Genomic DNA, 24,550 nt, shown 5'->3' with positions numbered 1-24,550 from the left:
AAGCACCGCCAGGCAGCGGCAGCGCCCGGCGTATCAGACGGCAAAGAGCAGGAATTCCCTTTCCCACGAACTGATGACGCGCTTGAAGTTTTCATGCTCGGCCCGCTTGACCGCAACGTAGCCAGTAATGAAATTTTTGCCCAGATAACGCTCGATGGTCGCGCTGTTTTCCATGCGTTCCAACGCGTCTTCGATGGTCAGCGGCAGGCGCAGGTTGCGGCGTTCATAGCCACGTCCCACCACCGGCGCACTCGGGTTCAGGCCTTCGACCATGCCGATGTAACCGCAGAGCAGGCTCGCGGCAATCGCCAGGTACGGGTTGGCATCGGCGCCCGGCAGACGGTTTTCCACCCGACGATTCTGCGGCCCCGCATCCGGCACCCGCAGGCCCACGGTACGGTTTTCCTCGCCCCATTCCACGTTCACCGGCGCCGAGGTATCCGGCAGGAATCGGCGGAACGAGTTGACGTTAGGTGCGAACAGCGGCAACAGCTCGGGAATGTGTTTCTGCAGACCACCGATGTGGTGCAGGAACAACTGGCTCATGGTCCCGTCTTCATTAGAGAAGATGTTCTTGCCGGTCTCGATGTCGATGATGCTCTGGTGCAAGTGCATGGCACTGCCCGGCTCGCCGGTCATCGGCTTGGCCATGAAGGTCGCGGCCACGTCGTGCTTGAGCGCGGCTTCGCGCATGGTGCGCTTGAACACCAGGATCTGGTCGGCCAGGGACAGGGCATCGCCGTGACGGAAGTTGATTTCCATCTGCGCCGTGCCGTCCTCGTGGATCAGCGTATCGAGGTCCAGGTCCTGCAGTTCGCACCAGTCGTAGACGTCTTCAAACAGCGGATCGAATTCGTTTGCTGCCTCAATGGAGAACGACTGGCGACCGATTTCCGGACGACCGGAGCGACCGATCGGCGGCTGCAACGGGTAGTCCGGGTCGTCACTGCGCTTGGTCAGGTAAAACTCCATTTCCGGCGCCACGATCGGCTGCCAGCCTTTGTCTGTATAGAGCTTCAGGACTTTCTTGAGCACGTTGCGTGGCGACAGCTCGATCGGGTTGCCTTGCTTGTCGTAGGTATCGTGGATGACGATGGCGGTCGGCTCGATGGCCCACGGCACCAGGTACACCGCGCTCTGGTCGGGACGGCAGATCATGTCGATGTCGGCCGGGTCGAGCAGTTCGTAATAGATGTCGTCTTCGACGTAATCGCCGGTCACGGTTTGCAACAGCACGCTTTCTGGCAGGCGCATGCCTTTTTCGGCGATGAATTTGTTGGTCGGCGAAATCTTGCCCCGGGTAATCCCGGTCAAGTCGGCGATCATGCATTCGACTTCTGTGATCTTGTGGTTTTTCAACCAATCGGTGAGCTGGTCGAGGTTGTTACTCATAAATGCCTCTAGGCTTGAGTTGTCCGACCCTTTTAAGGTCAGCCATTGTTTGACGCATCGGCGTCGCGTTGTAGAGCGTTTCTGCGGCAGATTATCGTGTTTGCCAACACTGCTGCAGAGGCCGGGCGTGCAGAATCGCGAGCGGTGCCCTGAACGATGGTCAGGCCGCTATTGTGAATCGGTTCTATATTGAATGGAGTAACCGTAATGGGGGTGCCATCGCGACCGTCCAGAATAACGGACGGGGACAGGTGCTCTGTCCGGGACGGGAGAATCACCGGCAGGCCTGAAACGATCGAGGCCATAGCGCGTACGTACGTGTCACCACTTTTGTGGCAAGCATGCCGACCGAGCTGTCTTGAGCAGTCGGTGACGCCGATTATCGGCAGGCGAGACATGAAGCACCCCGGTATTATTGCTGTTATGGGTTTGATTCGAGCTTAGCCTTGTTCATTTTTTTACACAACACCCCCGTAAAAAATACAACACGGCCCGCTCAAGCCCGCGGCCGTCACCGCGCCAAGCGGAGTAAAAACGCCCCAAAGCACCTCAAAAAAGCCATAAGAGCGCTTTTTTAGGGCAAAAAAGGCCTCGCTTGACTTCGGCATGCCGTTCGGGTTGACTGGAATCTGAAAAGATCAATGATTGATATTTTTAACAACAAAGGTGTTGCATCATGTCGGTACCCCCGCGTGCCGTTCAGCTTAACGAAGCGAACGCGTTCCTTAAGGAACATCCTGAGGTTCTGTACGTTGACCTTCTGATTGCGGATATGAATGGTGTGGTGCGCGGCAAGCGCATCGAACGCACCAGCCTCCACAAGGTTTACGAGAAAGGCATCAACCTGCCGGCCTCTCTATTTGCTCTGGATATCAATGGCTCGACGGTGGAAAGCACCGGCCTGGGCCTGGACATCGGTGATGCTGACCGAATCTGCTATCCAATTCCCGATACCCTATGCAACGAGCCATGGCAGAAGCGCCCGACCGCGCAACTGCTGATGACCATGCACGAACTCGAAGGCGAGCCATTCTTCGCCGACCCGCGTGAAGTGCTGGCCAATGTGGTGCGCAAGTTCGACGAAATGGGCCTGACCATCTGCGCCGCGTTCGAACTGGAGTTCTACCTGATCGACCAGGAGAACGTGAACGGTCGTCCGCAGCCACCGCGCTCGCCGGTTTCCGGCAAACGTCCACACTCGACACAGGTCTACCTGATCGACGACCTCGACGAATACGTCGACTGCCTCCAGGACATTCTGGAAGGTGCCAAAGAGCAAGGCATTCCGGCCGACGCCATCGTCAAGGAAAGTGCCCCGGCGCAGTTCGAAGTGAACCTGCACCACGTGGCTGACCCGATCAAGGCCTGCGACTACGCGGTCCTGCTCAAGCGCCTGATCAAGAACATCGCCTACGACCATGAAATGGACACCACCTTCATGGCCAAGCCTTACCCAGGCCAGGCGGGTAATGGTCTGCACGTCCACATCTCGATTCTCGACAAAGACGGCAAGAACATTTTTGCCAGCGAGGATCCCGAGCAGAACGCCGCACTGCGTCACGCGATCGGCGGTGTGCTCGAGACCCTACCGGCGCAGATGGCTTTCCTCTGCCCGAACGTCAACTCGTACCGTCGTTTCGGCGCACAGTTCTACGTGCCGAACTCGCCGTGCTGGGGCCTGGACAACCGTACCGTAGCGATTCGCGTCCCGACCGGTTCTGCCGATGCCGTGCGCATCGAGCATCGTGTAGCCGGCGCCGACGCCAACCCGTACCTGCTGATGGCTTCGGTTTTGGCGGGCGTGCACCACGGCCTGACCAACAAGATCGAGCCTGGCGCCCCGGTCGAAGGCAACAGCTACGAGCAGAACGAGCAGAGCCTGCCGAACAACCTGCGTGATGCACTGCGCGAGCTGGACGACAGCGAAGTCATGGCCAAGTACATCGATCCGAAATACATCGATATCTTCGTCGCGTGTAAAGAGAGCGAGCTGGAGGAGTTCGAACACTCCATCTCCGACCTCGAGTACAACTGGTACCTGCATACCGTGTAAGCGGTTGCAGTAGTGAAGAAACGCCGCCGGCCTCACAGCCTGCGGCGTTTTTTTATGGGTTCATTCAGGTTGGATGATGACTGGCTTGCCCGGGACAACTCCTACACAACCATCAGACAATGATTACATCGATTACCTCCCCCGCAAGATCAAACTTCAGGGTCCCGAGACTTGATCCAGTCGCCCCTCCAAGTGTTGAGTTTTGCATTGATGACTAAAATTCCATTAGGTACCGCCATTACCTTGATCGCCGCAGGTTTGTGCGCCACTGCCTGGGCCAAAACTCCCGATACCGCCCCATGGAGTTACGCAGGACCCTCTGGCCCGGAAAACTGGGGCGAACTGAAAAGTGAATACAGCCTTTGCAAGTCAGGGAACGAACAGTCACCGATCGACATTCAAAACGCGTTCGAGTACCCATTCAATCCGGCGTCCTTCAACTATCGCCCAAACAAAGTTACCGTACTGAACAACGGCCATACGATTCAGGTCTCTGCGCCAAATTCAGGTAGTGTCCACCTGCCCTCCGGTACTTTCTCTCTCGTGCAATTACACTTTCATACACCTGCTGAAGAAAAGATTCAGGGCCGCACTTATCCATTGGGCGCACATCTGGTTCACCGCAATGACGCAGGCGAACTGGCGATTATTGCCTTGGTGTATGAAGAGGGCGCACACAACACGGCACTGGAACCGATCTTCGCTGCCATGCCCAGGAATGCGGGTGGCATGGTCACCCTGGACAACGCGAACATTGCCGATTTATTGCCTGAAAGCCATAACGCCTATGCCTTCATGGGTTCGCTGACAGAGCCACCGTGTACTGAAGGTGTACGGTGGAACGTGCTGACGACTGCGGTGCAATTGTCCCAGGCACAACTGGAGGCTTTTCGAGCGATATATCCGATGAATGCTCGCCCGATCCAACCCTTGAACAGTCGTAGCGTGGTGGTCGGTCATTGAGTCATTGGGACGACCAAGCGAGGCGGTGAGTCAATACAGACAAGGGGCGAGTCGACTCGTACAATGCCCGCTGCCCTGCAGGAGACCTCAATGACACGCGTAGCCGCACCTCGCAAACCCCGCGCACGCAGCCAGGCCCGGATCGATTCGATACTCGATGCCGCCCGCACGCTGTTGGCCGCCGAGGGCGTGGCCAGCCTGTCGATCTACAGCGTCGCCGAACGCGCGGAGATTCCGCCCTCCTCGGTCTACCACTTCTTCGCCAGCGTACCGGCGTTGCTTGAAGCCTTGACCGCCGACATCCACGCCGCCTTCCGCGCGTGCCTGCAAGCCCCCATCGATCACCCTGCCTTGAGGGGCTGGCGTGATCTGTCGCGACTGGTGGAACAACGCATGCTCGACATCTACGCAGAGGACGCCGCCGCTCGCCAACTCATTCTGGCCCAGCACGGCCTGACCGAAGTTACCCAGGCCGACCGCCAGCACGACATCGAACTGGGCGACCTGATGCACAAGCTGTTCGACCATCACTTCGAGCTGCCGACATTGCCGAGTGATGTCGATGTGTTTGCCCTGGCGATGGAATTGGGTGACCGCGTCTACGCGCGCTCGGTGCAACAGCACGGGCAGATTACGCCGCGCATGGCCGAGGAAGGGATGCGGGTGTTTGATGCGTATCTGGGGCTGTATTTGCCACCGTATTTACCCAAGCGGAAGCTCTAGCGCAATCACTGGCCTCATCGCGGGCAAGCCCGCTCCCACAAGGATCCTCAGTGAATTCAGATTCTGTGAACGACAAATAGCCCTGTGGGAGCGAGCTTGCTCGCGATGGCCGCACCGATCAGCTCAAGACAAGCACACATAAAAAACCCCGAAGGGCTCAAACCCTTCGGGGTTGTTGTTTACGCATGCGCCTTACAACTTGGCGATCGACACCTCGGTGGATTTCACAAACGCGATCACTTCACTGCCGACCGCCAGTTCCAGCTCTTTCACCGAGCGTGTGGTAATCACCGAAGTGACGATGCCGGACGCGGTCTGCACATCGATTTCCGACAGCACGTCGCCGAGGACGATTTCCTTGATGGAGCCTTTGAACTGGTTGCGAACGTTGATGGCCTTGATTGTCATGATGTTGATTCCTGTCGTTGGTTAAGACTTGAGTTATTGAGCCCAGCGCAATTGCGTAGGCAAGGGTGAAACAGGTTCCGGTTCCGGCGGCTGGCCGGGCAGCGCCAGCACGCGATTGAGCACTTCGGTTTCCAGCGCCGCCAGCCGATGGGAACCACGCACCCGAGGGCGCGGCAGTTCCACGTGCAGGTCGAGGCCGACTTCACCGTCTTCGATCAGGATCACCCGATCGGCAATCGCTACTGCTTCACTGACGTCATGGGTCACCAGCAATACCGTGAAGCCATGCTGTTGCCAGAGCCGCTCGATCAGTTGCTGCATTTCAATTCGGGTCAGGGCATCCAGCGCCCCCAAGGGTTCGTCGAGCAACAGCAGGCGCGGCTGATGAATCAACGCACGGGCCAACGCCACGCGTTGCTTCTGTCCACCGGACAGCGCGGCCGGCCACTCGTGGGCGCGATCGGCCAGGCCCACCGCGTCCAAGGCTTCAAGCGCTTGCGGCCGCCAGTTGCCCTTGAGGCCCAGACCGACGTTGTCGATGATCTTTTTCCAAGGCAGCAAACGCGCTTCCTGGAACATCAGCCGCGTGTCCTCCCGCGCGTCGCTCAATGGCGCGGCACCGGCGAGTAACTCGCCGCCGGTTGGCTGATCGAGGCCGGCGAGCAAGCGCAGCAAGGTACTTTTGCCGCAACCACTGCGACCGACCACGGCGACAAACTGGCCCGCCGGAATGTGCAGGTCGATCTCGCGCAGCACCTGCCGCGAGCCAAAGGTTTTTTGCAGCTTGCGCACCGCCAGCGGAATGCCGCGCAGCAGGCGTGGAGGTTGCTCCGCGATCATGCAGCACCTCCCTTGGCAACCTGATACGCCGGGTGCCAGCGCAACCACACACGCTCAAGTCCACGGGCCGCGAGGTCGGCCAGTTTGCCGAGAACCGCGTACAACAGAATCGCCAGCACCACCACGTCAGTCTGCAAGAACTCCCGGGCATTCATTGCCAGATAGCCGATGCCGGAACTCGCGGAAATGGTTTCCGCCACGATCAACGTCAGCCACATGAAGCCCAGGGCGAAGCGCACGCCGACCAGAATCGAAGGCAGCGCCCCCGGCAGAATCACCTGCCAGAACAGGCTGAAACCGGTCAGGCCATAGCTGCGCGACATCTCCACCAGCGCCGGGTCGACGTTACGGATGCCGTGATAGGTGTTGAGGTAAATCGGGAACAACGTGCCCAGCGCCACCAGGAAAATCTTCGCCGACTCGTCGATACCGAACCACAGGATCACCAGCGGAATCAGCGCCAGGTGCGGCACGTTGCGGATCATCTGCACCGAACTGTCGAGCAGGCGCTCGCCCCACTTCGACAGGCCGGTGATGAAGCCAAGCGTCAGGCCGATGCCGCCACCGATGGTGAAGCCCAGCGCAGCACGCCAGCCACTGATCGCCAGGTGCGTCCAGATTTCGCCACTGCGCACCAGGCTCACGCCGGCCTCGATGACGGCGATGGGTGCCGGCAGGATCCGTGTCGACAACCAGCCCGCCGACACACTCAACTGCCACACCGCCAGCAGCAACACCGGCAACGCCCAGGGCGCCAGGCTGTGGATGATTTTCTTCATGACCGCGCCTCAGCTCTGGGACGCGGCTTTGGGCAGAATGTCGTTGGCGACCATCTCGCCGAACGGGCTGACGTAGCCGGCACTTTTCGGTAGCTCAGGACGCTCGACATCGAGGTGCGGGAACAGCAATTCGGCCACCCGGTACGACTCTTCCAGATGTGGATAACCGGAGAAAATGAAGGTATCGATGCCCAGGTCCGCGTACTCCTTCACCCGGGCGGCTACCGTCGGACCATCGCCCACCAGCGCCGTACCGGCACCGCCGCGCACCAGACCTACACCAGCCCACAGGTTAGGGCTGACTTCCAGGTTGTCGCGGCTGCCGCCATGCAGCGCAGCCATGCGTTGCTGACCAACCGAATCGAAACGCGCCAGCGAAGCCTGGGCACGAGCGATGGTGTCGTTGTCGAGATGGGAGATCAGCCGATCCGCGGCTTTCCAGGCTTCATCGTTGGTTTCGCGCACGATCACATGCAGGCGAATGCCGAAGCGTACGGTGCGTCCAAGCTTGGCGGCCTTGGCACGGACCTGTTCGATTTTTTCCGCGACGGCGGCCGGTGGTTCGCCCCAGGTCAGGACCATTTCCACCTGTTCGGCGGCCAGGTCCTGCGCGGCTTCCGAGGAACCGCCGAAGTACAGCGGCGGACGCGGTTGCTGGATCGGCGGATAGAGCAGTTTCGCCCCCTTCACGCTGATGTGCTGGCCATCGTAATCGACGGTTTCACCTTCCAGCACACGGCGCCAGATACGGGTGAATTCCACCGAGGCCTGGTAGCGTTCTTCGTGGCTGAGGAACAGACCATCACCGGCCAATTCTTCCGGATCACCCCCGGTCACCAGATTGAACAGTGCACGCCCGCCGGACAGTCGATCCAGGGTCGCGGCCTGACGCGCCGCCACCGTCGGGGAAATGATCCCGGGGCGCAGGGCAACCAGAAACTTCAAGCGCTGGGTCACCGGAATCAGCGATGCCGCCACCAACCAAGAGTCTTCGCAGGAACGCCCGGTCGGAATCAGTACCCCGCCAAAACCCAGGCGATCAGCGGCTTGCGCGACTTGTTGCAGGTAACCGTGATCGACGGCGCGTGCGCCTTCGGCGGTGCCAAGGTAATGGCCGTCGCCGTGGGTAGGCAGGAACCAGAAAATATTGAGGCTCATGGAGTGGTCTCCTTGGGAAATCGAATTATTGGGCTTTGGCAACGGCGGCCGGCGGCGTCCAGATCACGTCTTTGATGCTCAACGGCTTGGGAATCAGCTTGAGTTGGTAGAAGCTGTCGGCGATTTTCTGCTGGGCCGCGACCACCTCGGGGGTGAGGAACAACGCGCCGTAACCCTGGCGCTTCACCGAGGTCAGGGTGATGTCTGCTGGCAGGCCGAGCAGCGGTGAAACCTGTTGGGTCACCTCTTGCGGGTTAGCCTTGGACCACTCGCCCACCGCGCGTACTTCTTCCACCAGGGTCTTGATCACCTCGGGGTTTTTCTGCGCATAAGGCTTGGTCGCCAGGTAGAACTGATGGTTGTCGACGATGCCCTGGCCATCGCGCAGGGTGCGCGCTTGCAGCTGTTGTTCGGCGGCGGCCTGGTACGGGTCCCAGATCACCCAGGCGTCGACGCTGCCACGCTCGAACGCGGCGCGAGCATCGGCCGGCGGCAGGAATACGGTCTGGATGTCGGTGTACTTGAGGCCGGCGTCTTCCAGTGCGCGCACCAGCAGGTAGTGCACGTTGGAGCCCTTGTTCAGCACGACTTTCTTGCCCTTGAGGTCCGCCACCGATTTGATCGCCGAGTCCTTCGGCACCAGGATCGCCTCACTGTGCGGTGCTGGTGGTTCGTAGGCGACATAGAGCAAATCAGCGCCGGCCGCTTGGGCGAACACGGGCGGTGTCTCACCGGTGACGCCGAAGTCGATGGAGCCGACGTTCAGGCCTTCAAGCAGTTGCGGGCCACCGGGGAATTCAGTCCATTGCACGTCCACGCCTTGGGCGGCGAGACGTTTTTCCAGGGTGCCCTTGGCTTTGAGCAGCACCAGGGTGCCGTATTTCTGATAGCCGATTCGCAATGTCTCGGCCTGAGCTTGAGTAATGGCGCCGAAGGTGACAGCCGCAGCAAACAGAGCGACCAGACCACGACGCAAAATGACAGGGCGCATGGCGCTCTCCTTTTTGCAGTTGGGTTTTGGCTGCACCTGCTTGCCCGTTGGCGGGCGAGTAAGGCCAGTACTTCAATTTTTCGGTGAGGCTTAAATGCTCCAGCGAGCACTCAACAAACGATCATTCAACAGGTTCGGATCGAGCGGCTTGGGCCGTCGCGCCATGGCGCTGAAAAACTGCTCCAGCGCTTCATATAAACGTTGCTCCAACTCCGGCGCCAATTGCGCCAGGGCGCTGCCTTCGCCGTAAGCGATCTGACTGTCGACGGCGAAAATCCCCTGCAGCATTTCCTGGGCCTTCAATGCCGACAGCACCGGCTTGAGCGCGTAATCCACCGCCAGCATGTGGGCGATGCTACCGCCAGTGGCCATCGGCAAAACCACCTTGTGGCTCAAGGCGCGTTCGGGCAGCAGATCCAGCACGACTTTCAGTGCTCCGGAAAACGATGCCTTGTAAACCGGTGTGGCGATCAGCAGGCCATCGGCGTTTTCAATCTGTTGCAGCAAGTCGATCACCTTGGGGCTGTCGAAGCGTGCGTGCAGCAAGTCCTCGGCCGGGAAGTCCCGTACCTGGTAACTCACCACTTCCACGCCCTGCCCTTGTAACCAACGCTGGGAGCGATCCAGCAGCACCCCGGAACGAGAGCGCTGACTGGGACTGCCACCGAGTGAGACAACCAACATTCAGACGATTCCTTGCACGGTGTTGGCGATTCGCGGCTTGCGATCTCGCTTCGATGGAGTGACCTTAACAGCTGATTTATATATCTATAAATCATATTTATTCATTTAGTTATGCGATAAAGAGATATTAAAACCGGTTTTTTCCAGGCAAAAAAACAGGCCGTCGAAACGGCCTGAAAATCCCCTGCTTTGTGGGTGCCTTGAAAAGATGTGCCTTGAAAAGATCGCAGCCTGCGGCAGCTCCTACAGGGATCGGCGTATGTACGTAGGAGCTGCCGCAGGCTGCGATCTTCTGACCTTCAACGATTCGGCTGCGGCGTCAGGCGCAAATACGGCTTGACCGCCCGATAGCCCTTGGGAAAGCGCTGTTTGATTTCATCCTCGTCCTTAAGCGACGGCACGATCACCACCTCATCACCGTCCTGCCAGTTGGCCGGTGTGGCCACCTTGTAGTTGTCGGTGAGTTGCAGCGAGTCGATCACCCGCAGGATTTCATAGAAGTTGCGGCCGGTGCTCGCCGGGTAGGTAATCGTCAGCCGGACCTTTTTATTCGGGTCGATCACGAACAGAGAACGCACGGTCAGGGTGTCGTTAGCGTTGGGATGGATCAGGTCATAGAGGTCCGAGACCTTGCGGTCGGCGTCATCCAGGATCGGAAAGTTGACCACGGTAGCCTGGGTTTCGTTGATGTCCTCGATCCACCTGTGGTGCGACTCCACCGGGTCCACCGACAAAGCGATGGCCTTGACGCCGCGCGCTGCGAACTCATCCTTGAGCCTGGCGGTGAAGCCCAGTTCAGTGGTGCACACCGGTGTGAAATCCGCCGGATGGGAAAACAGCACGCCCCAGCTATCGCCCAGCCACTGATGGAAACGGATGGTGCCGGCGCTGGAGTTCTGTTCGAAATCGGGGGCGATATCGCCAAGTCTGAGACCCATGGTGCTGCTCCTTGTGAGTGCTTGATGGGTTCAACTGTGCCTGTGTTTTTTATCTATTAAAAAGAATAAATATCGATTTATTTAGATCATAAAGAAATATTAAAGATCTGTTCACTGGACGTGCACGCACAACCCGCCGAACATCGGCCACGAGGTTCGAGAAGGCCTTGAGTTGCTGCAAAGAGGGAAGTTCAAGGCGGGATTACGGGGGTGAACCCGTCTTGAAAATGTAAAAGCCCCGCCCGGTGCAATACCGGGCGGGGCTTTTTTTGTCTCGGTTACGCGAGCGCTATTACAACAGCGGGATCGAGTAGCTGAGGATCACGCGGTTTTCGTCCTGCGAACGGGTGTTCGGCAGGTCGGTGCGCCAGGTCGCGTTTTTCCACGCCAGGCCCAGGTTCTTCAGCGGACCTTCCTGAACGACGTAAGCCACGTTCAGATCGCGCTCCCACTCGGAAGCACCATTGGCTGCCACGCCACCTTTAGAGTTAACGGTGTCGATGTTGTCGCCGTGCAGGTACACCAGACCCGCCGTCAGGCCAGGTACGCCGACCTTGGCGAAGTCGAACGAGTAGCGTGCCTGCCAGGTTTTCTCGCCGGCACGGCCGAACTTCTGGATTTGCGAATCGGTGATGGTGTAGTTCGACGAACCGTCACCCTGGTTCAGCCAAGGGAAGTCGCTGCTGCCGTTGCTGACCTGGTAACCGCCACCGAAGGTATGACCGGCAACCGAGTACAGGAACAGGCCGCTGTACAGGTTGTTGTCGACCTTGCCTTTACCGTTTGGCGCGTTGTAGTTGCCAGTGGTGAAGTACAGCGGGTCGTGACCGTTGGCACCATCATCAGAGCTGTTGAAATAACGGAAATCCGACTTCAACACGCCCGGGCCGATTGCCCAGTTGTGCACCAGACCCAGGAAGTGCTGCTTGTAGAACTCTTCCAGGTTGCCGTAGTAGTACTGGGCCGTCAGATCCTTGGTGATCTTGTAGTCGCCACCGGCATAGATGAACTTGTTGCTGTCGCGGAATTTGGTGCCGCGAGTGTTCGCGCCCGAAATCGACATCTGCTCATTGTTGCTGGAGTTACGGCCTTTAACGGCTTCAATCTGACCACCGATCAGGGTCAGGTCCTTGATGTCGCTGGAGCTGATCTGGCCACCCTGCCAGGTTTGCGGCAGCAGGCGGCCATCGTTGGTCACGATCACCGGCAGTTTTGGCTGCAAGGTACCCAACTTCAGTTCGGTCTGGGAAACCTTGGCCTTGGCAGTCAGGCCCAGGCTGGAGAAATCATCAACCGCTTCGCCGTTGGATTTGCTCGGGAAAACCGTGCCGCCGTAGGAGGTCGCCGTGGCGCCATTGGTGCCGCCACCTGAATCCAGCTTGACGCCCAACAGGCCGATCGCATCGATACCGAAGCCAACGGTGCCTTGGGTGTAGCCGGAGATGAAACGCAGATCGAAGCCTTGGCCCCACTCTTCGTTTTTGTTGGCGCCGGCACCGTCGCGGTTGTCAGTGTTGATGTAGAAGTTACGCAGCCCCAATGTTGCCTTGCTGTCTTCGATAAAACCCGCGGCGCTTGCCTGCTGGGTCAAAACCCCGACGGCCACAGCCATGGCCAAGGTGGACTTGTTCATGTTTCGCTCCTCTCGTTTCTAATTCTGATGTTCCTGGTCCCGAATCGATTGCCCGGGATCCTGAATGCATAAATTCGCGGCAAACCGTCTAAGCCAGTCATTTGGCGGGCCGCAGGATACATGGCCTTAAAGCCAAAAAGAATTTTTTGGTATTTTTTAATATCGCTTAGGAATATGACTTCCCACGACAGATCCGAGGTATCGGCGGCTAGGCCAATTCCTGAACCTGATCAATTGTCGAGGGACGAAACTGTCAAATCCGAGCTCAGGGATGAGTGTCGGACAGGCGCACTTTAAGCGAGATGGATAGAAACCAAAAAGAATAATAAATAATCAGTAAAGATCTTTATGGAATATTAAAAAGTAGACAAAAAAAACCCCGCCAGCGAGCGGGGCTTTTTCTTACGGCAATTACATGAAGCTGTAGGTGTAGTTGAAGATCAGACGGGTCTGGTCTTGATCAAGGGTGCTGGTGTTGCCACGGTAGGTACCGTGACGCAGAGTCGTACCAAACCCTTTCAGTGCGCCCGTTTGAATCACGTAATCAATGCGCGCGTCGGTCTCGTGCTCACTCAGGTCTTTACCAACACCGTTGGTAGCCTTGATGTCCTGGCCATTCAAGTAAGCAATCGAAGCTTTCAAGCCTGGTACACCCAGGGAGGCGAAGTCATAGGAGTACTGACCGAACGTGGTGTTTTCACCGGCACGGATAAAGCTGCCAACTGTGGCGTCGGTAAACGAGTAGAAGCTCGCGCCGCCGGCACCTTCAGGATTACCGTTGCCATCGACAAGGTTGCCTTGGTTCAAGAAAACGAAGCCGCCGTCATCGTTGACACGCTGATGCCCGATCAGGAACGCGTTGCCACCCAGGGTATAGGTGAACATGGCGCTCCAGGTCTTGTTATCGACCTCACCCGGGGTCTTGGCGAAACCGTTGTTGTTATTGAAACGGAAACCCGGATCGCCGTTCTTGCCGTCGGAGCTGCTATCAAAATAACGGATATCGGTCTTGAACGACTGATTGGCCGCGATCGGGTAGACGTGCACCAGGCCGAGGAAGTTCTGCTTGTAGAAGTCTTCCAGGTTCGCATAGTAGTACTGCAGCAAGAGGTCTTTGGTGACCTTCCAGTCAGCACCGCCGTAGAGGAATTTGTTGCTGTCCTGAGTAGCGCCAGCCACAGACAGGCCAGTGGAGTTCGAGGAGGCGCGACCCGACGCGTGCTCCAGTTGACCAAAGTTAAAGGTCACGTTGTCGATTTCTTTGGAGGTGATGGTGCCACCTTCAAAGGTCTGTGGCAGCAAACGGCTGTCGTTCGCGATCAGGATCGGCAGGTTAGGTGCCAGAGCGCCACCCAGGTGGGCTTCAGTCTTCGAGAAGCGCGCCTTGACGTTGCCATCCAGACGGCTCCACTCGTCGGCCGCCTCATTGCCATCGCTAGGGAAGAATGAGTTGCTGTTACCGGTCGGGTGATGCCCCTTGCCGCCATCCAGGTGGATACCTACGAGTGCCTGAGCATCGATACCGAAGCCGACAGTACCCTGGGTGAAACCGGACAGGTAATCGAACTTGAGACCCTCAGCGGTTTCGCGCTGACGGTTGGCAGGAATGCTCGCACCTTCACGCATATCGGCGTCGTAATACATGGTGCGGGAACTGATGGACGCCTTGCTGTCTTCCAGGAAACCTGCGGCGCCTGCTTGCTGCGCCAAAACCCCAACGGTCACGGCCAGAGCCAAGGTGGACTTGTTCATTGTGTAGCTCCTCTCGATTCTAATTCTTGTGTTCCTGGTCTCGAGTCGACGCCCGAAATCCTAAGATGCGCGATTAGCGCCAGAGCGTGACCCACAAGTCAATCGTAACCATGTGTGTCTACGACCATAGTCTAATCCCCGGTTTTTTGGTCCCTGTAGGGTCATGAATTCGTCATGAACCTGAAAAGAATTACCCGATTCTTTTCTAATACCGTTTAGGAATTTAGCTCCCCACTCCCCAACCATCCCAGAATAGAAGGGTTGGCTCATAAGCTAATTCCTAATCGGTATTTATTTTTGATTTTTTAGATCGATTAGTTTCTGACGCAATTCGGAAACAAATCTTTTACCGAAAGGCGGCCCCATGACGTCCAAACGCGCACTATCCGGACCAATTGTTACAGTTTGTGTATCGTTCGCATTTTCTTTCACCGCTCATGCGGCGAACCTTACCGTCGGCTATCAAACCGGCATCGACCCGAGCAAAGTCCCTCAGGCCGATGGCCTTTATGAAAAAACCATCGGCCAGCCCATCGATTGGCGGCGCTTCAACAGCGGCCCGGAAGTGGTCACGGCGATTGCCTCCGGCGATGTGCAAATCGGCAATCTCGGCTCCAGTCCGCTGGCCGCTGCCGCCTCGCGCAACCTGCCGATTGTCGCGTTCATCGTCTCGGCCCAGATCAATGCCGCCGAAGCGCTGGTGGTGCGCAACGGTAGCGGCATCGAAAAACCGCAAGATCTGATCGGAAAGACCATCGCCACGCCTTTCGTTTCAACCTCCCACTACAGCCTGCTTGGCGCGCTGAAGCACTGGGGCCTGGACGGTTCGAAAGTCAAAGTGGTGAACCTGCAGCCGGCGGAAATCGCGGCAGCCTGGAAACGTGGTGATATTGATGGCGCGTTTGTCTGGTCGCCCGCCTTGGGGGAAATCCGCAAGAGTGGCAAGACCCTGACCGACGCTGCGCAGGTGGGGCAATGGGGGGCGCCAACCTTTGAGGTCTGGGTGGCGCGCAAGGATTACGCCGAAAAACATCCGGAGGTCGTGGCCAGATTCGCCAGGGTCACCCTGGATTCGTTTGCCGACTATGCCGCTCATAAAGACCAATGGACCGCTGACTCGCTGCCCGTCCAGAAAATCGCCAGACTGACTGGTGCCAACGCCGCCGATGTACCGGAGCTGTTGGCCGGTTCCGCCGCAGGCTGCGATCTTTTTGATTTTGCTTTTCAAGATCAAAAGATCGCAGCCTGCGGCAGCTCCTACAAAAGTCTTTCAAACCTCAAAGGGCTTTTTCGAAGATCTTCGAATTACGCTGATAGTTGTACAGCGACGCCCGCGCCGACGGCAGACGGTCAACGCTGCTCGGCACAAAACCACGCTCGCGGAACCAGTGAGCGGTGCGGGTGGTAAGGACGAATAAAGTCTTCAAACCCTGAGCCCGGGCGCGGGTCTCGATGCGCTCCAGCAATTCATCACCGCGACCGCCATGGCGGTACTCAGGATTCACCGCCAGGCACGCCAGCTCGCCCGCATCCGAATCGGCGATCTGATACAGCGCCGCACAAGCGATGATCATGCCTTCGCGTTCAACCACACTGAACTGCTCGATTTCGCGTTCCAGCACCTCGCGGGAACGGCGCACCAGGATGCCCTGCTCTTCCAGCGGACTGATCAAGTCCAGCAAACCACCGACGTCCTCAATGGCCGCTTCGCGCACCACTTCGAACTGTTCCTGGGCGACCAGGGTGCCGCCACCGTCGCGGGTGAAGAGTTCGGTCAGCAGTGCACCGTCTTCGGCGTAACTGACGATATGGCTGCGGGCCACGCCGCCACGACAAGCTTCGGCCGCGGCATCCAGCAATTCTGCCTGATAGTTACTGCCCAGCCGTTGCAGATGCGCCGGCACTTGCTGCGGACGCAGTTCGCGCACCAGGCGCCCGTGTTCGTCAATCAGGCCCAGGTCGGCGCCGAACAGCAGCAGTTTGTCCGCGCCCAGGTCGATGGCCGCGCGGGTGGCGACATCTTCACAGGCCAGGTTGAAAATCTCACCGGTCGGCGAATAGCCCAGCGGCGACAGCAGCACGATGGAGCGCTCGTCCAGCAGACGGTTGATGCCCTTGCGGTCGACCCGGCGCACTTCGCCCGTGTGGTGATAATCGACGCCTTCAAGCACGCCGATCGGCCGTGCCGTCACCAGGTTGCCGCTGGCCACCCGCAGGCGCGAGCCCTGCATCGGCGATGAAGCCATGTCCATCGACAGGCGAGCCTCAATGGCAATGCGCAACTGGCCGACCGCGTCGATCACGCACTCCAGGGTCGCAGCATCGGTGATGCGCATACCGTGGTGGTAATGCGGGGTCAGGCCACGGGCCGCGAGGCGCGCTTCGATTTGCGGCCGGGAACCGTGAACCAGCACCAGACGCACGCCCAGGCTGTGCAACAGCACCAGGTCGTGGACGATATTGCCGAAGTTCGGGTGCTCAACGCCGTCGCCGGGCAGCATGACGACAAAGGTGCAATCGCGGTGGGCGTTGATGTAAGGCGAAGCGTGACGAAGCCAATTGACGTATTCGGGCATGAACCTGGGCCTGTAATAAATAGCAGCCGAAAAAAGGGCGAAACTGAAAACGCACAGCGGGCTGATGGTTATCGTCGGAACAGGCTTGGCGACACGCGCGCTCTCCTCATGAATACGGGTTGGGGTACCGGCAATTTAAATGCCCGCCCTTTATACGAACGGCGCCGGTGTCAGGCAATAGTGTTCGATCAGTTGTCTTAATAGATGCACCGTAGGCTGCAAACGTGACATTTCGAGGTATTCCCCCGGCTGGTGGGCGCAGGCGATATCACCCGGGCCAAGCACCAGCGTTTCACAGCCAAGGCGCTGAAGATAAGGTGCTTCGGTGCCAAACGCCACTGCTTCGGCGCTGTGACCGGTGAGCTTTTCGGCAAGGCGCACCAACTCGGCGTCCTCGGCCTGCTCGAACGGCGGCACTTCAGGGAACAACGGCGCGTAATCGATCTTGACCTGATGCCGCTCGGCAACCGGCTTGAGCTTCTGCAGGATCTCGGCGCGCAGGACCTTGGGGTCCATGCCTGGCAGCGGCCGCAAATCGAATTCCAGCGAACACTGGCCGCAGATGCGATTAGGATTGTCGCCGCCATGGATGCAGCCGAAATTCATCGTTGGCATCGGCACGCCAAACTGCGGATTGCGAAATTCGCGCTGCCACAACAAGCGCAGGCCACGCAGTTCGCCGATGGCATCGTGCATGGCTTCCAGGGCGCTGTGGCCCAGGCGCGGGTCGGAGGAATGACCGCTCTGCCCGAGGATGTCGATGCGCTCCATCATGATGCCCTTGTGCATGCGGATCGGCTTGAGCCCGGTCGGCTCGCCGATCACCGCCGCCCGCCCCAGCGGTCGCCCCGCCTCGGCCAGCGCGCGGGCACCGGACATCGAGCTTTCTTCATCGCAGGTGGCGAGAATCAGCAACGGCTGTTTGAACGGTTGGTCGAGCAGCGGTTTGACCGCCTCGATCGCCAGGGCGAAAAAGCCCTTCATGTCACAACTGCCCAGGCCGACCCAACGACCGTCGACTTCAGTCAGCTTCAGCGGGTCGGTTTGCCACAGCGCACCATCGAACGGCACGGTGTCGCTGTGCCCGGCCAGCACCAGGCCGCCAGGGCCGGAGCCGAAACTGGCCAGCAGGTTGAACTTGCCGGGGCTGACCTGCTGGATCTCGCAGGTAAAACCCAGCTCACCGAGCCACATCGCCAGCAGATCGATGACCGGGCGGTTGGTTTGATCGAGACTGGGCTGGGTGCAACTGACCGACGGTGCAGCGATCAGCGCAGCGAATTGTTCTTTCATCGACGGCAATGGCATCGCTGACTCCCGGCACCCGAAATTGAGGTCCATCATAGAACCAACCGATGACAGGAATAAACCGTCGCGGCGCGTACTAACCTTGAGTCCTGTACACTGCACGACCTTGGCAGCCACACATTCCCCCGGCTGCGCTCCCGATCCTGGATTTTCCGGCCATGCAGAAAGAAACCGAAATCAAACTCCGCGTCAGCCGCGAAACCCTCGCCGCCCTGCGCGAGCACCCGTTACTGAAAAAACGCAACAAAAGTGGCTGGGAACGCCGTGAATTGATGAATCAGTACTTCGACACGCCCGAGCGCGACCTGGCCCAGGCCAAAGTCGCCCTGCGCCTGCGCAAGGATGGCGAAGAAGTGATTCAGACCCTCAAGACCCGCGGCCAGAGCGTCGCCGGCCTGTCCGTTCGTAACGAGTACGACTGGAACCTGCCCAAGGCCAAGCTCGACCTGAAGAAACTCGACGGCGAATGCTGGCCCGAAGAACTGGCCGAGCTGGACAAGAAGACCCTGAAGCCGATCTTCACCACCGATTTCGTCCGCGAACGCGCGGAAATCGCCTGGGGTCGCGGCAAGACTAAAGTGGTCATCGAAGCCGCGCTGGACCTGGGTCACGTCGTGGTCGGCAAGCAGAAAGAAGAAATCTGCGAACTGGAACTGGAACTGCGCGAAGGCGAGCCGGCAGCCCTGCTGGAACTGGCCGCCGAACTGGCCGAGAAACTGGCCCTGATGCCATGCGACATCAGCAAGGCCGAGCGCGGCTATCGCCTGTACGACGCCCACAGTTATTCGTTGAGCCTGCCGGCGCCGCAGATCACTGCCGAAACGCCGCTGGACGACGCGTTCGCCGCGCTGAGCTGGCATTTGCTGGGCAGCAGTCAGCGTCTGGCCGAGCAGTACCGCTTCAACGGTCACTGGCGTCTGTTGCAGGATTGGGTCGAGTGCCTCGCGGAAATGCGCGCGCTGATCAGCAGCCTGGGCCAGGCCGCACCACGTCAGTCGACCCACGATCTGCGTATCGCCCTCGATGCCTTGCTGGAAGACTGGCGCCCGCTGGTCCAGGCCGGCCTGGACGATGAAGACGTGCGCAAAGCCGCGCCGGAGCAGTTCCTCGAAGAACTCGAAGACCCGCGCTGGGGCCTGTTCTCCCTGACCACCTCGCGCTGGTTGCTGGCCCGCACCTGGGCCGCCGACCGCAACACCCGTGGCAATCGCCAGGGCGCTGCGCAACTGGGCAGCTGGTTGCCGCGTCTGCTGGGCGAAGAAGCCAGCTCGCTGCAATTGCAGCGCTACCAGCAACAACCGGAAGACCTGGCCGAGCAACTGCCGCGCATCGAACGCATCCAGGTCTGGCTGCACCATGCGCGTAACGTGCTGGAGATCCCGGAAATGGATCGCCTCTACGGTGAGTTGAACAAGCTGGCGCAACTGGCCAACGAATCGATCACCGACGAAGTCCTGGATGCGCGCAAGCAGCAGGCGATTGCGGTGTATCAGAACCGTGCGTGGAAAATGTTGCTGCGTCTGTAAATCCGCCTTCGCTGGCAAGCCAGCTCCTACAGGGCATCACCGAAACCCTGTGGGAGCGAGCTTGCTCGCGATGAGGCCGGAACAGCCACCACAAAACTTCAGACCGGCAAACTGGTAGTCGACTTGATCTCCGACAACGCCACGATCGAATTGACCTCCTGAATCCCCGGCACCATCGACAACTTCTCGAAGAAGAAGCGCTCGTACGCCTCGATGTCCGCCGTGACAATCCGCAGCAAGAAATCCACCGCCCCCATCAGCACGTAACACTCCAGCACCTCCGGAAAGCCGCGAATCGCCTCGGTGAACTCGGTGAAGTTCGAACGCCCGTGGGCATTGAGTTTCACCTCCGCGAAGATCTGCGTGTTCAGGCCGATTTTCTTGCGGTCGAGCAAGGTCACCTGGCCACGAATGATGCCCTCCTCTTTCATCCGCTGAATCCGCCGCCAGCACGGCGATTGCGAGAGACCCACCTGCTCGGCGATCTGCGCGCTGGAAAGCGAAGCATCCTCTTGCAGCAAGGCGAGGATCTTGCGGTCATAGCCATCCAATTCGCTTTGCATAAAAAAACCCTTAATCGATTAACAAGTGAATTGATTGATTCTTCATTTCTGCAATACGGCCAATCATAGAGAAGAAATACCCGGCACAGGATGTAAATATTTCTCCGGTAATTTTGGAGCCCGACCATGCCGTATCTCGAAGCCGTGAACACCCCATCTGCCCGCGCCGATGTCTGGAACGCCAGCAACGCCCATTGCCGTGTTCGCTATCAAATGCTGGCCGAGGCAGAACCGGACCTGCTGTGTCGCGCCCTTAATTTGTTCGCCTTGCAATTGCTCACGCCGGAACAGGTCAACGTGCAGCGCCAGGATGACTGGCTGGCCATCGAGATCGTCATCGACGCTTTGAGCTGGCACCGCGCGCAAGTGATTGCGGAAAAACTTCGTAACCTGATCAGCGTTTGCTCGGTGGAGTTGCAAGAAGCTGATGCCCCATGGGCCGAAGCGGTTCAAGCGGCCTGCTGAAAAACTCCGAAACGGCTTCTTCAGGTAGTGGCCCAACGGTCAGCCGGACCACGGCTATCCTTTGCCGACTGTCGTTCATAAGGAGCCCGCATGTCCGTACAACTCACCTTTCAGGACCGCTGGCTGGATCTCAATGATGTGCTGCGCGAACTGGTCGCCCAAGGCTTTATCAGCCAGGATTCGGCCGAACACGCACTCAATGCCCGCCGCCGCAACGCCACCCATGGCCAGATGCATCCGCTGGAGTTCATCGCCAGCCAACAGCTGGACGATCTCAGCCGCCCCGGCAAACCGCTGGACCTCGAAAGCCTGACCCTGTGGCTATCCCGGCAAGCCGGCCAGCCTTACCTGCGCATCGATCCGTTGAAAATCAACGTCGCGGCCGTGACCCCGCTGATGTCCTATGCCTTCGCCCAGCGCCACAAGATCCTCGCGGTAGCGATCGACCGCGAGGCGGTAACCGTGGCCAGCGCCCAGCCTTATGTCAGCGGCTGGGAGGCTGACCTGACCCACGTGCTCAAATTACCGATCAAGCGCGTGGTGGCCAACCCGGTGGACATCCAGCGCTTCAGCGTCGAATTCTTCCGCCTGGCCAAATCGGTCACCGGGGCGAACAGCGCCGACCCGCAAGTCAGTACCCTCGGCAATTTCGAACAGCTGCTCAACCTCGGCGCCAGCGACCAGGAGCCGGACGCCAACGACGCACACATCGTCAATATCGTCGACTGGCTGTTCCAGTACGCGTTCCAGCAACGCGCCAGCGACATCCACATAGAGCCCCGGCGCGAGCAAGGCACGGTGCGCTTTCGCATCGACGGCGTGCTGCACAACGTCTATCAATTCCCGCCCCAGGTCACCATGGCCATTGTCAGTCGCCTGAAAACCCTGGGGCGCATGAACGTCGCGGAGAAACGCAAACCCCAGGACGGCCGGGTGAAAACCAAGACCCCGGACGGCGGTGAAGTCGAACTGCGCTTGTCGACACTGCCCACAGCCTTCGGCGAAAAAATGGTCATGCGGATCTTCGATCCGGAAGTGTTGCTCAAGGACTTCGACCAACTTGGCTTCTCCGCCGACGACCTGCGCCGCTGGCAAGACATGACCCGCCAGCCCCACGGCATCATCCTCGTCACCGGGCCGACGGGGTCGGGCAAGACCACTACCCTCTACACCACCCTGAAAAAACTGGCGACGCCGGAGGTCAACCTCTGCACCATCGAAGACCCGATTGAAATGGTCGAGCCGGCGTTCAACCAGATGCAGGTCCAGCACAACATCGACCTGACCTTCGCCGCCGGCGTGCGCGCGCTGATGCGGCAAGACCCGGACATCATCATGATCGGCGAGATCCGTGACCTCGAAACCGCGGAGATGGCAATCCAGGCGGCGCTCACCGGGCACCTGGTGCTGTCGACCCTGCACACCAACGACGCGCCCAGCGCCATCAGCCGCCTGCTGGAACTCGGCGTGCCGCACTACCTGATCAAGGCCACGGTGCTCGGCGTCATGGCCCAGCGACTGGTGCGAACCCTGTGCCCGCACTGCAAGTCGCCGCTGACGCTGGGCGAAGACGACTGGCAAACCCTGACCCGCCCCTGGCAAGCACCGTTGCCGGCCAATGCCCAGCGTGCCATCGGTTGCGTGGAATGCCGCGACACAGGTTATCGCGGTCGCGCCGGGGTCTACGAAATCATGCAGCTCAGCGACAGCATCAAAGCGCTGATCAGTCCCGACACCGATCTGCTGGCCGTGCGCCGACAGGCATTCAAGGAAGGCATGCGCAGCCTGCGGCTGTCAGGGGCGCAAAAGGTCGCCGCCGGGCTGACGACCATCGAGGAAGTTCTGCGGGTGACGCCCCAGAGCGAGCAGAACTGAGCCCTGCTGTACTTATCCGGCATCGGCACCGCTACACTCCAGCGATTGCAACTCCACAGATCCACACATCAACAAGGAATCGTTATGCAGATCGGTAGCGTGCTTTTGCTTTTTGTCGGCCTGGTGGTCGCCATTCTGTTCATGGGTTTCAAGGTCGTGCCCCAAGGCTTTGAATGGACCGTCGAGCGTTTCGGGCGTTACACCAACACGCTCAAGCCGGGGCTGAACGTGATCATTCCGGTCATGGACCGCATCGGCCGCAAGATGAATGTGATGGAAAGCGTGCTGGATATTCCGCCGCAGGAAGTCATCACCTCCGACAACGCCACGGTGCAAATCGACGCCGTGTGCTTCTTCCAGGTGGTCAACACGGCCCAGGCGGCCTACGAGGTCAACAACCTCGAACACGCCATCCGCAACCTGCTGCAAACCAACATCCGCACCGTGCTCGGCTCGATGGAACTCGACGCCATGCTCAGCCAGCGTGACGGCATCAACGAAAAACTGCTGCGCACCGTCGACGAAGCAACCGCGCCGTGGGGCATCAAGATCACCCGAATCGAGATCAAGGACATCAGCCCACCCGCCGACCTGATGGCCGCGATGTCGGGGCAGATGAAAGCCGAACGGATCAAGCGCGCACAAATCCTCGAAGCCGAAGGTCTGCGTGCCGCAGCGATCCTGACCGCCGAAGGCAAGAAGCAGGCACAGATCCTCGAAGCCGAAGGCAGTCGCCAGGCCGCATTCCTGGAATCCGAAGCCCGCGAACGGCAAGCCGCGGCGGAAGCCCAGGCGACCAAAGTGGTGTCCGAAGCCATCGCCAGCGGCAACGTGCAGGCGGTCAACTACTTCGTGGCGCAGAAGTACATCGATGCGCTGGGCAAGCTGGCTTCGGCCAACAACAGCAAAGTGATCCTGATGCCGCTGGAGGCCAGTTCGATGATCGGCGCGGTGGGCGGCATTGGCGAAATCGTAAAAGCCACTTTCGATAACAAGAAAGCCTGAGGCGCGCCATGTGGGCATTTTTGCAGCATCTTTCGTTCTGGGACTGGTTAGCGCTGGGCACAGTGCTGTTGATTCTTGAAGTGTTCGGCGCTGGCGGCTACCTGCTGTGGATCGGCATGGCCGCGGCAGCCGTGGGCGTCTTGACCTTCCTGCTGCCGGACCTGTCCTGGGAATGGCAGTTTCTGTTGTTCGGCCTGCTGTCGATCACCACCGCGTTGTACTGGTGGCGGCGTCAGCGCACGGCGATGCGTCCGAGCGATCAGCCGCACCTGAATCTGCGCGGCCAGGAACTGATCGGCAAAACCTTCGTGGTGCATGAAGCGATTGTCGACGGTCGCGGCAAGATCAAGGTGGCCGACGGCGTGTGGATGGCCCGCGGGCCGGACGCCGCCATTGGCAGCCGCGTACGGGTGGTCGGCCAGCAAGGCGCGATCCTGCTGGTCGAAACGGCAGAATAGGCAGCCACGGAACTCGATTGGGGGTTGGCAATCCAAGGGCGTAGTTAACCCAGTGGAGTCACCCTGTCATGCGTTTCAAACTTGCTGTCGCTACCGTCGCCCTGTTGTCTTTGTCTGTCGGTTCGGCGATGGCCGATACTTTTTGGCGTAACGTTCTTACGTCCGGTGCAACCACCGGTTCGAGCTATCTGACATCCAAGGATAACAAGCTGGTCGTCGCGGCCCAGGACGATGCCAGCAGCTTCGTCGCCAGTGATGGCAGTATCCGCGGTCCGTACCTGGAAGCGGCCATGCAGAAAGTCCGCGCCGACAACCCGGGCCTGCAAGCCACGGACATGGAACTGGCGAACGCGATCCTGGCGAAGAATGCCGTGGCTTCTGAATAAGCGTTGCGAATGAAAAATGCCGCTCACTTGAGCGGCATTTTTTTGCCTGGCGAACACAAATCCCATGGTCCCAC

Annotated in this window: 23 protein-coding genes and 1 pseudogene; 10 read left to right on the top strand and 14 right to left on the bottom strand. The window is 59.2% G+C overall.

Translation table 11 applies throughout. From position 1 onward, the window contains the following. Positions 1-33 precede the first annotated feature (33 nt). Complete coding sequence (locus AC1D1M_RS21450) at positions 34-1,392, bottom strand: glutamine synthetase family protein (protein ID WP_007993132.1); 1,359 nt, start codon at positions 1,390-1,392, stop codon at positions 34-36. Positions 1,393-1,430: 38 nt separating this feature from the next. Continuing rightward, the gene (locus AC1D1M_RS21445) at positions 1,431-1,790 is read right to left on the bottom strand and encodes a gamma-glutamyl-gamma-aminobutyrate hydrolase family protein (protein WP_477777147.1); all 360 of its coding nucleotides are present in this window, start codon (positions 1,788-1,790) and stop codon (positions 1,431-1,433) included. A gap of 278 nt (positions 1,791-2,068) precedes the next feature. Between AC1D1M_RS21445 and AC1D1M_RS21440 the strand changes: the two genes are divergently transcribed. The 3 genes from AC1D1M_RS21440 (at position 2,069) to AC1D1M_RS21430 (ending at position 5,131) form a co-directional block, all read left to right on the top strand. Further along, on the top strand, positions 2,069-3,445 hold the full coding sequence (locus AC1D1M_RS21440; protein WP_053163627.1) for a glutamine synthetase family protein: 1,377 nt from the start codon (positions 2,069-2,071) through the stop codon (positions 3,443-3,445). 210 nt (positions 3,446-3,655) lie between these two features. Then, positions 3,656-4,408 carry a carbonic anhydrase gene (locus AC1D1M_RS21435; RefSeq protein ID WP_477777146.1) on the top strand — a complete coding sequence of 251 codons (753 nt, stop codon included), beginning with the start codon at positions 3,656-3,658 and terminating at the stop codon, positions 4,406-4,408. A gap of 90 nt (positions 4,409-4,498) precedes the next feature. After that, positions 4,499-5,131 (top strand): TetR/AcrR family transcriptional regulator, encoded by a 633-nt coding sequence (locus tag AC1D1M_RS21430; protein WP_477777145.1) that lies wholly within the window; start codon positions 4,499-4,501, stop codon positions 5,129-5,131. 192 nt (positions 5,132-5,323) lie between these two features. Here AC1D1M_RS21430 and AC1D1M_RS21425 read toward each other — a convergent pair whose 3' ends face one another. The 9 genes from AC1D1M_RS21425 to AC1D1M_RS21385 form a co-directional block, all read right to left on the bottom strand. Then, complete coding sequence (locus AC1D1M_RS21425) at positions 5,324-5,539, bottom strand: TOBE domain-containing protein (RefSeq protein ID WP_007967989.1); 216 nt, start codon at positions 5,537-5,539, stop codon at positions 5,324-5,326. Positions 5,540-5,572: 33 nt separating this feature from the next. Beyond that, positions 5,573-6,379, bottom strand: a complete 807-nt coding sequence (gene ssuB, locus AC1D1M_RS21420) for an aliphatic sulfonates ABC transporter ATP-binding protein (RefSeq protein ID WP_477777144.1) — start codon at positions 6,377-6,379, stop codon at positions 5,573-5,575. Then, the gene (gene ssuC, locus AC1D1M_RS21415; RefSeq protein WP_160386191.1) at positions 6,376-7,158 is read right to left on the bottom strand and encodes an aliphatic sulfonate ABC transporter permease SsuC; all 783 of its coding nucleotides are present in this window, start codon (positions 7,156-7,158) and stop codon (positions 6,376-6,378) included. Before ssuC ends, ssuB begins: the two co-directional genes overlap by 4 nt. A gap of 9 nt (positions 7,159-7,167) precedes the next feature. After that, positions 7,168-8,316 (bottom strand): FMNH2-dependent alkanesulfonate monooxygenase, encoded by a 1,149-nt coding sequence (ssuD, locus tag AC1D1M_RS21410; RefSeq protein ID WP_477777143.1) that lies wholly within the window; start codon positions 8,314-8,316, stop codon positions 7,168-7,170. A 25-nt stretch (positions 8,317-8,341) separates the two neighbouring features. Beyond that, positions 8,342-9,307: a sulfonate ABC transporter substrate-binding protein gene (locus tag AC1D1M_RS21405; RefSeq protein WP_057712844.1), complete on the bottom strand. Its 966-nt coding sequence runs from the start codon at positions 9,305-9,307 to the stop codon at positions 8,342-8,344. Positions 9,308-9,397: 90 nt separating this feature from the next. Beyond that, positions 9,398-9,991 carry an NADPH-dependent FMN reductase gene (ssuE, locus tag AC1D1M_RS21400; RefSeq protein WP_477777142.1) on the bottom strand — a complete coding sequence of 198 codons (594 nt, stop codon included), beginning with the start codon at positions 9,989-9,991 and terminating at the stop codon, positions 9,398-9,400. 299 nt (positions 9,992-10,290) lie between these two features. After that, entirely contained in the window at positions 10,291-10,929 is a 639-nt protein-coding gene (locus AC1D1M_RS21395) for a peroxiredoxin (protein WP_477777141.1), read from the bottom strand. Positions 10,930-11,221: 292 nt separating this feature from the next. Continuing rightward, positions 11,222-12,562, bottom strand: coding sequence for an OprD family porin (locus AC1D1M_RS21390; RefSeq protein ID WP_477777140.1), 1,341 nt, complete (start codon positions 12,560-12,562; stop codon positions 11,222-11,224). Positions 12,563-12,973: 411 nt separating this feature from the next. Further along, entirely contained in the window at positions 12,974-14,314 is a 1,341-nt protein-coding gene (locus AC1D1M_RS21385) for an OprD family outer membrane porin (protein WP_477777139.1), read from the bottom strand. 364 nt (positions 14,315-14,678) lie between these two features. On the opposite strand from AC1D1M_RS21385, the pseudogene tauA reads away from it, so the two are divergent. Continuing rightward, a pseudogene (gene tauA / locus AC1D1M_RS21380) lies at positions 14,679-15,506 on the top strand (taurine ABC transporter substrate-binding protein); the annotation flags it as partial. An 85-nt stretch (positions 15,507-15,591) separates the two neighbouring features. Here the strand turns inward: tauA and argA are convergent. Together argA and argE are read right to left on the bottom strand one after the other, a co-directional pair. Next, entirely contained in the window at positions 15,592-16,890 is a 1,299-nt protein-coding gene (argA, locus tag AC1D1M_RS21375; protein WP_057712838.1) for an amino-acid N-acetyltransferase, read from the bottom strand. A 150-nt stretch (positions 16,891-17,040) separates the two neighbouring features. Then, on the bottom strand, positions 17,041-18,198 hold the full coding sequence (gene argE / locus AC1D1M_RS21370) for an acetylornithine deacetylase (protein WP_477777138.1): 1,158 nt from the start codon (positions 18,196-18,198) through the stop codon (positions 17,041-17,043). 158 nt (positions 18,199-18,356) lie between these two features. Here argE and AC1D1M_RS21365 point away from each other — a divergent pair, with 158 nt between their 5' ends. Then, the gene (locus tag AC1D1M_RS21365; protein WP_477777137.1) at positions 18,357-19,724 is read left to right on the top strand and encodes a CYTH domain-containing protein; all 1,368 of its coding nucleotides are present in this window, start codon (positions 18,357-18,359) and stop codon (positions 19,722-19,724) included. 98 nt (positions 19,725-19,822) lie between these two features. Here AC1D1M_RS21365 and AC1D1M_RS21360 read toward each other — a convergent pair whose 3' ends face one another. Beyond that, positions 19,823-20,287: an Lrp/AsnC family transcriptional regulator gene (locus AC1D1M_RS21360; RefSeq protein WP_057398760.1), complete on the bottom strand. Its 465-nt coding sequence runs from the start codon at positions 20,285-20,287 to the stop codon at positions 19,823-19,825. 126 nt (positions 20,288-20,413) lie between these two features. Here AC1D1M_RS21360 and AC1D1M_RS21355 point away from each other — a divergent pair, with 126 nt between their 5' ends. From AC1D1M_RS21355 to AC1D1M_RS21335, 5 genes are all read left to right on the top strand, one after another. Beyond that, positions 20,414-20,752, top strand: a complete 339-nt coding sequence (locus tag AC1D1M_RS21355; RefSeq protein ID WP_477777136.1) for a hypothetical protein — start codon at positions 20,414-20,416, stop codon at positions 20,750-20,752. A 90-nt stretch (positions 20,753-20,842) separates the two neighbouring features. Next, on the top strand, positions 20,843-22,627 hold the full coding sequence (gene tfpB, locus AC1D1M_RS21350) for a type IV pilus assembly ATPase TfpB (protein ID WP_477777135.1): 1,785 nt from the start codon (positions 20,843-20,845) through the stop codon (positions 22,625-22,627). 84 nt (positions 22,628-22,711) lie between these two features. Continuing rightward, complete coding sequence (locus tag AC1D1M_RS21345; RefSeq protein ID WP_046039079.1) at positions 22,712-23,632, top strand: SPFH domain-containing protein; 921 nt, start codon at positions 22,712-22,714, stop codon at positions 23,630-23,632. Between the two features lie 8 nt (positions 23,633-23,640). After that, positions 23,641-24,090 carry an NfeD family protein gene (locus tag AC1D1M_RS21340; RefSeq protein ID WP_477777134.1) on the top strand — a complete coding sequence of 150 codons (450 nt, stop codon included), beginning with the start codon at positions 23,641-23,643 and terminating at the stop codon, positions 24,088-24,090. A gap of 68 nt (positions 24,091-24,158) precedes the next feature. Continuing rightward, complete coding sequence (locus AC1D1M_RS21335; protein WP_477777133.1) at positions 24,159-24,476, top strand: DUF2388 domain-containing protein; 318 nt, start codon at positions 24,159-24,161, stop codon at positions 24,474-24,476. The last annotated feature ends 74 nt before the right edge of the window (positions 24,477-24,550 follow it).

Source organism: Pseudomonas sp. P1_F7 (genome assembly GCF_056405655.1).
This window is presented reverse-complemented; position numbering and strand designations above follow the sequence as displayed.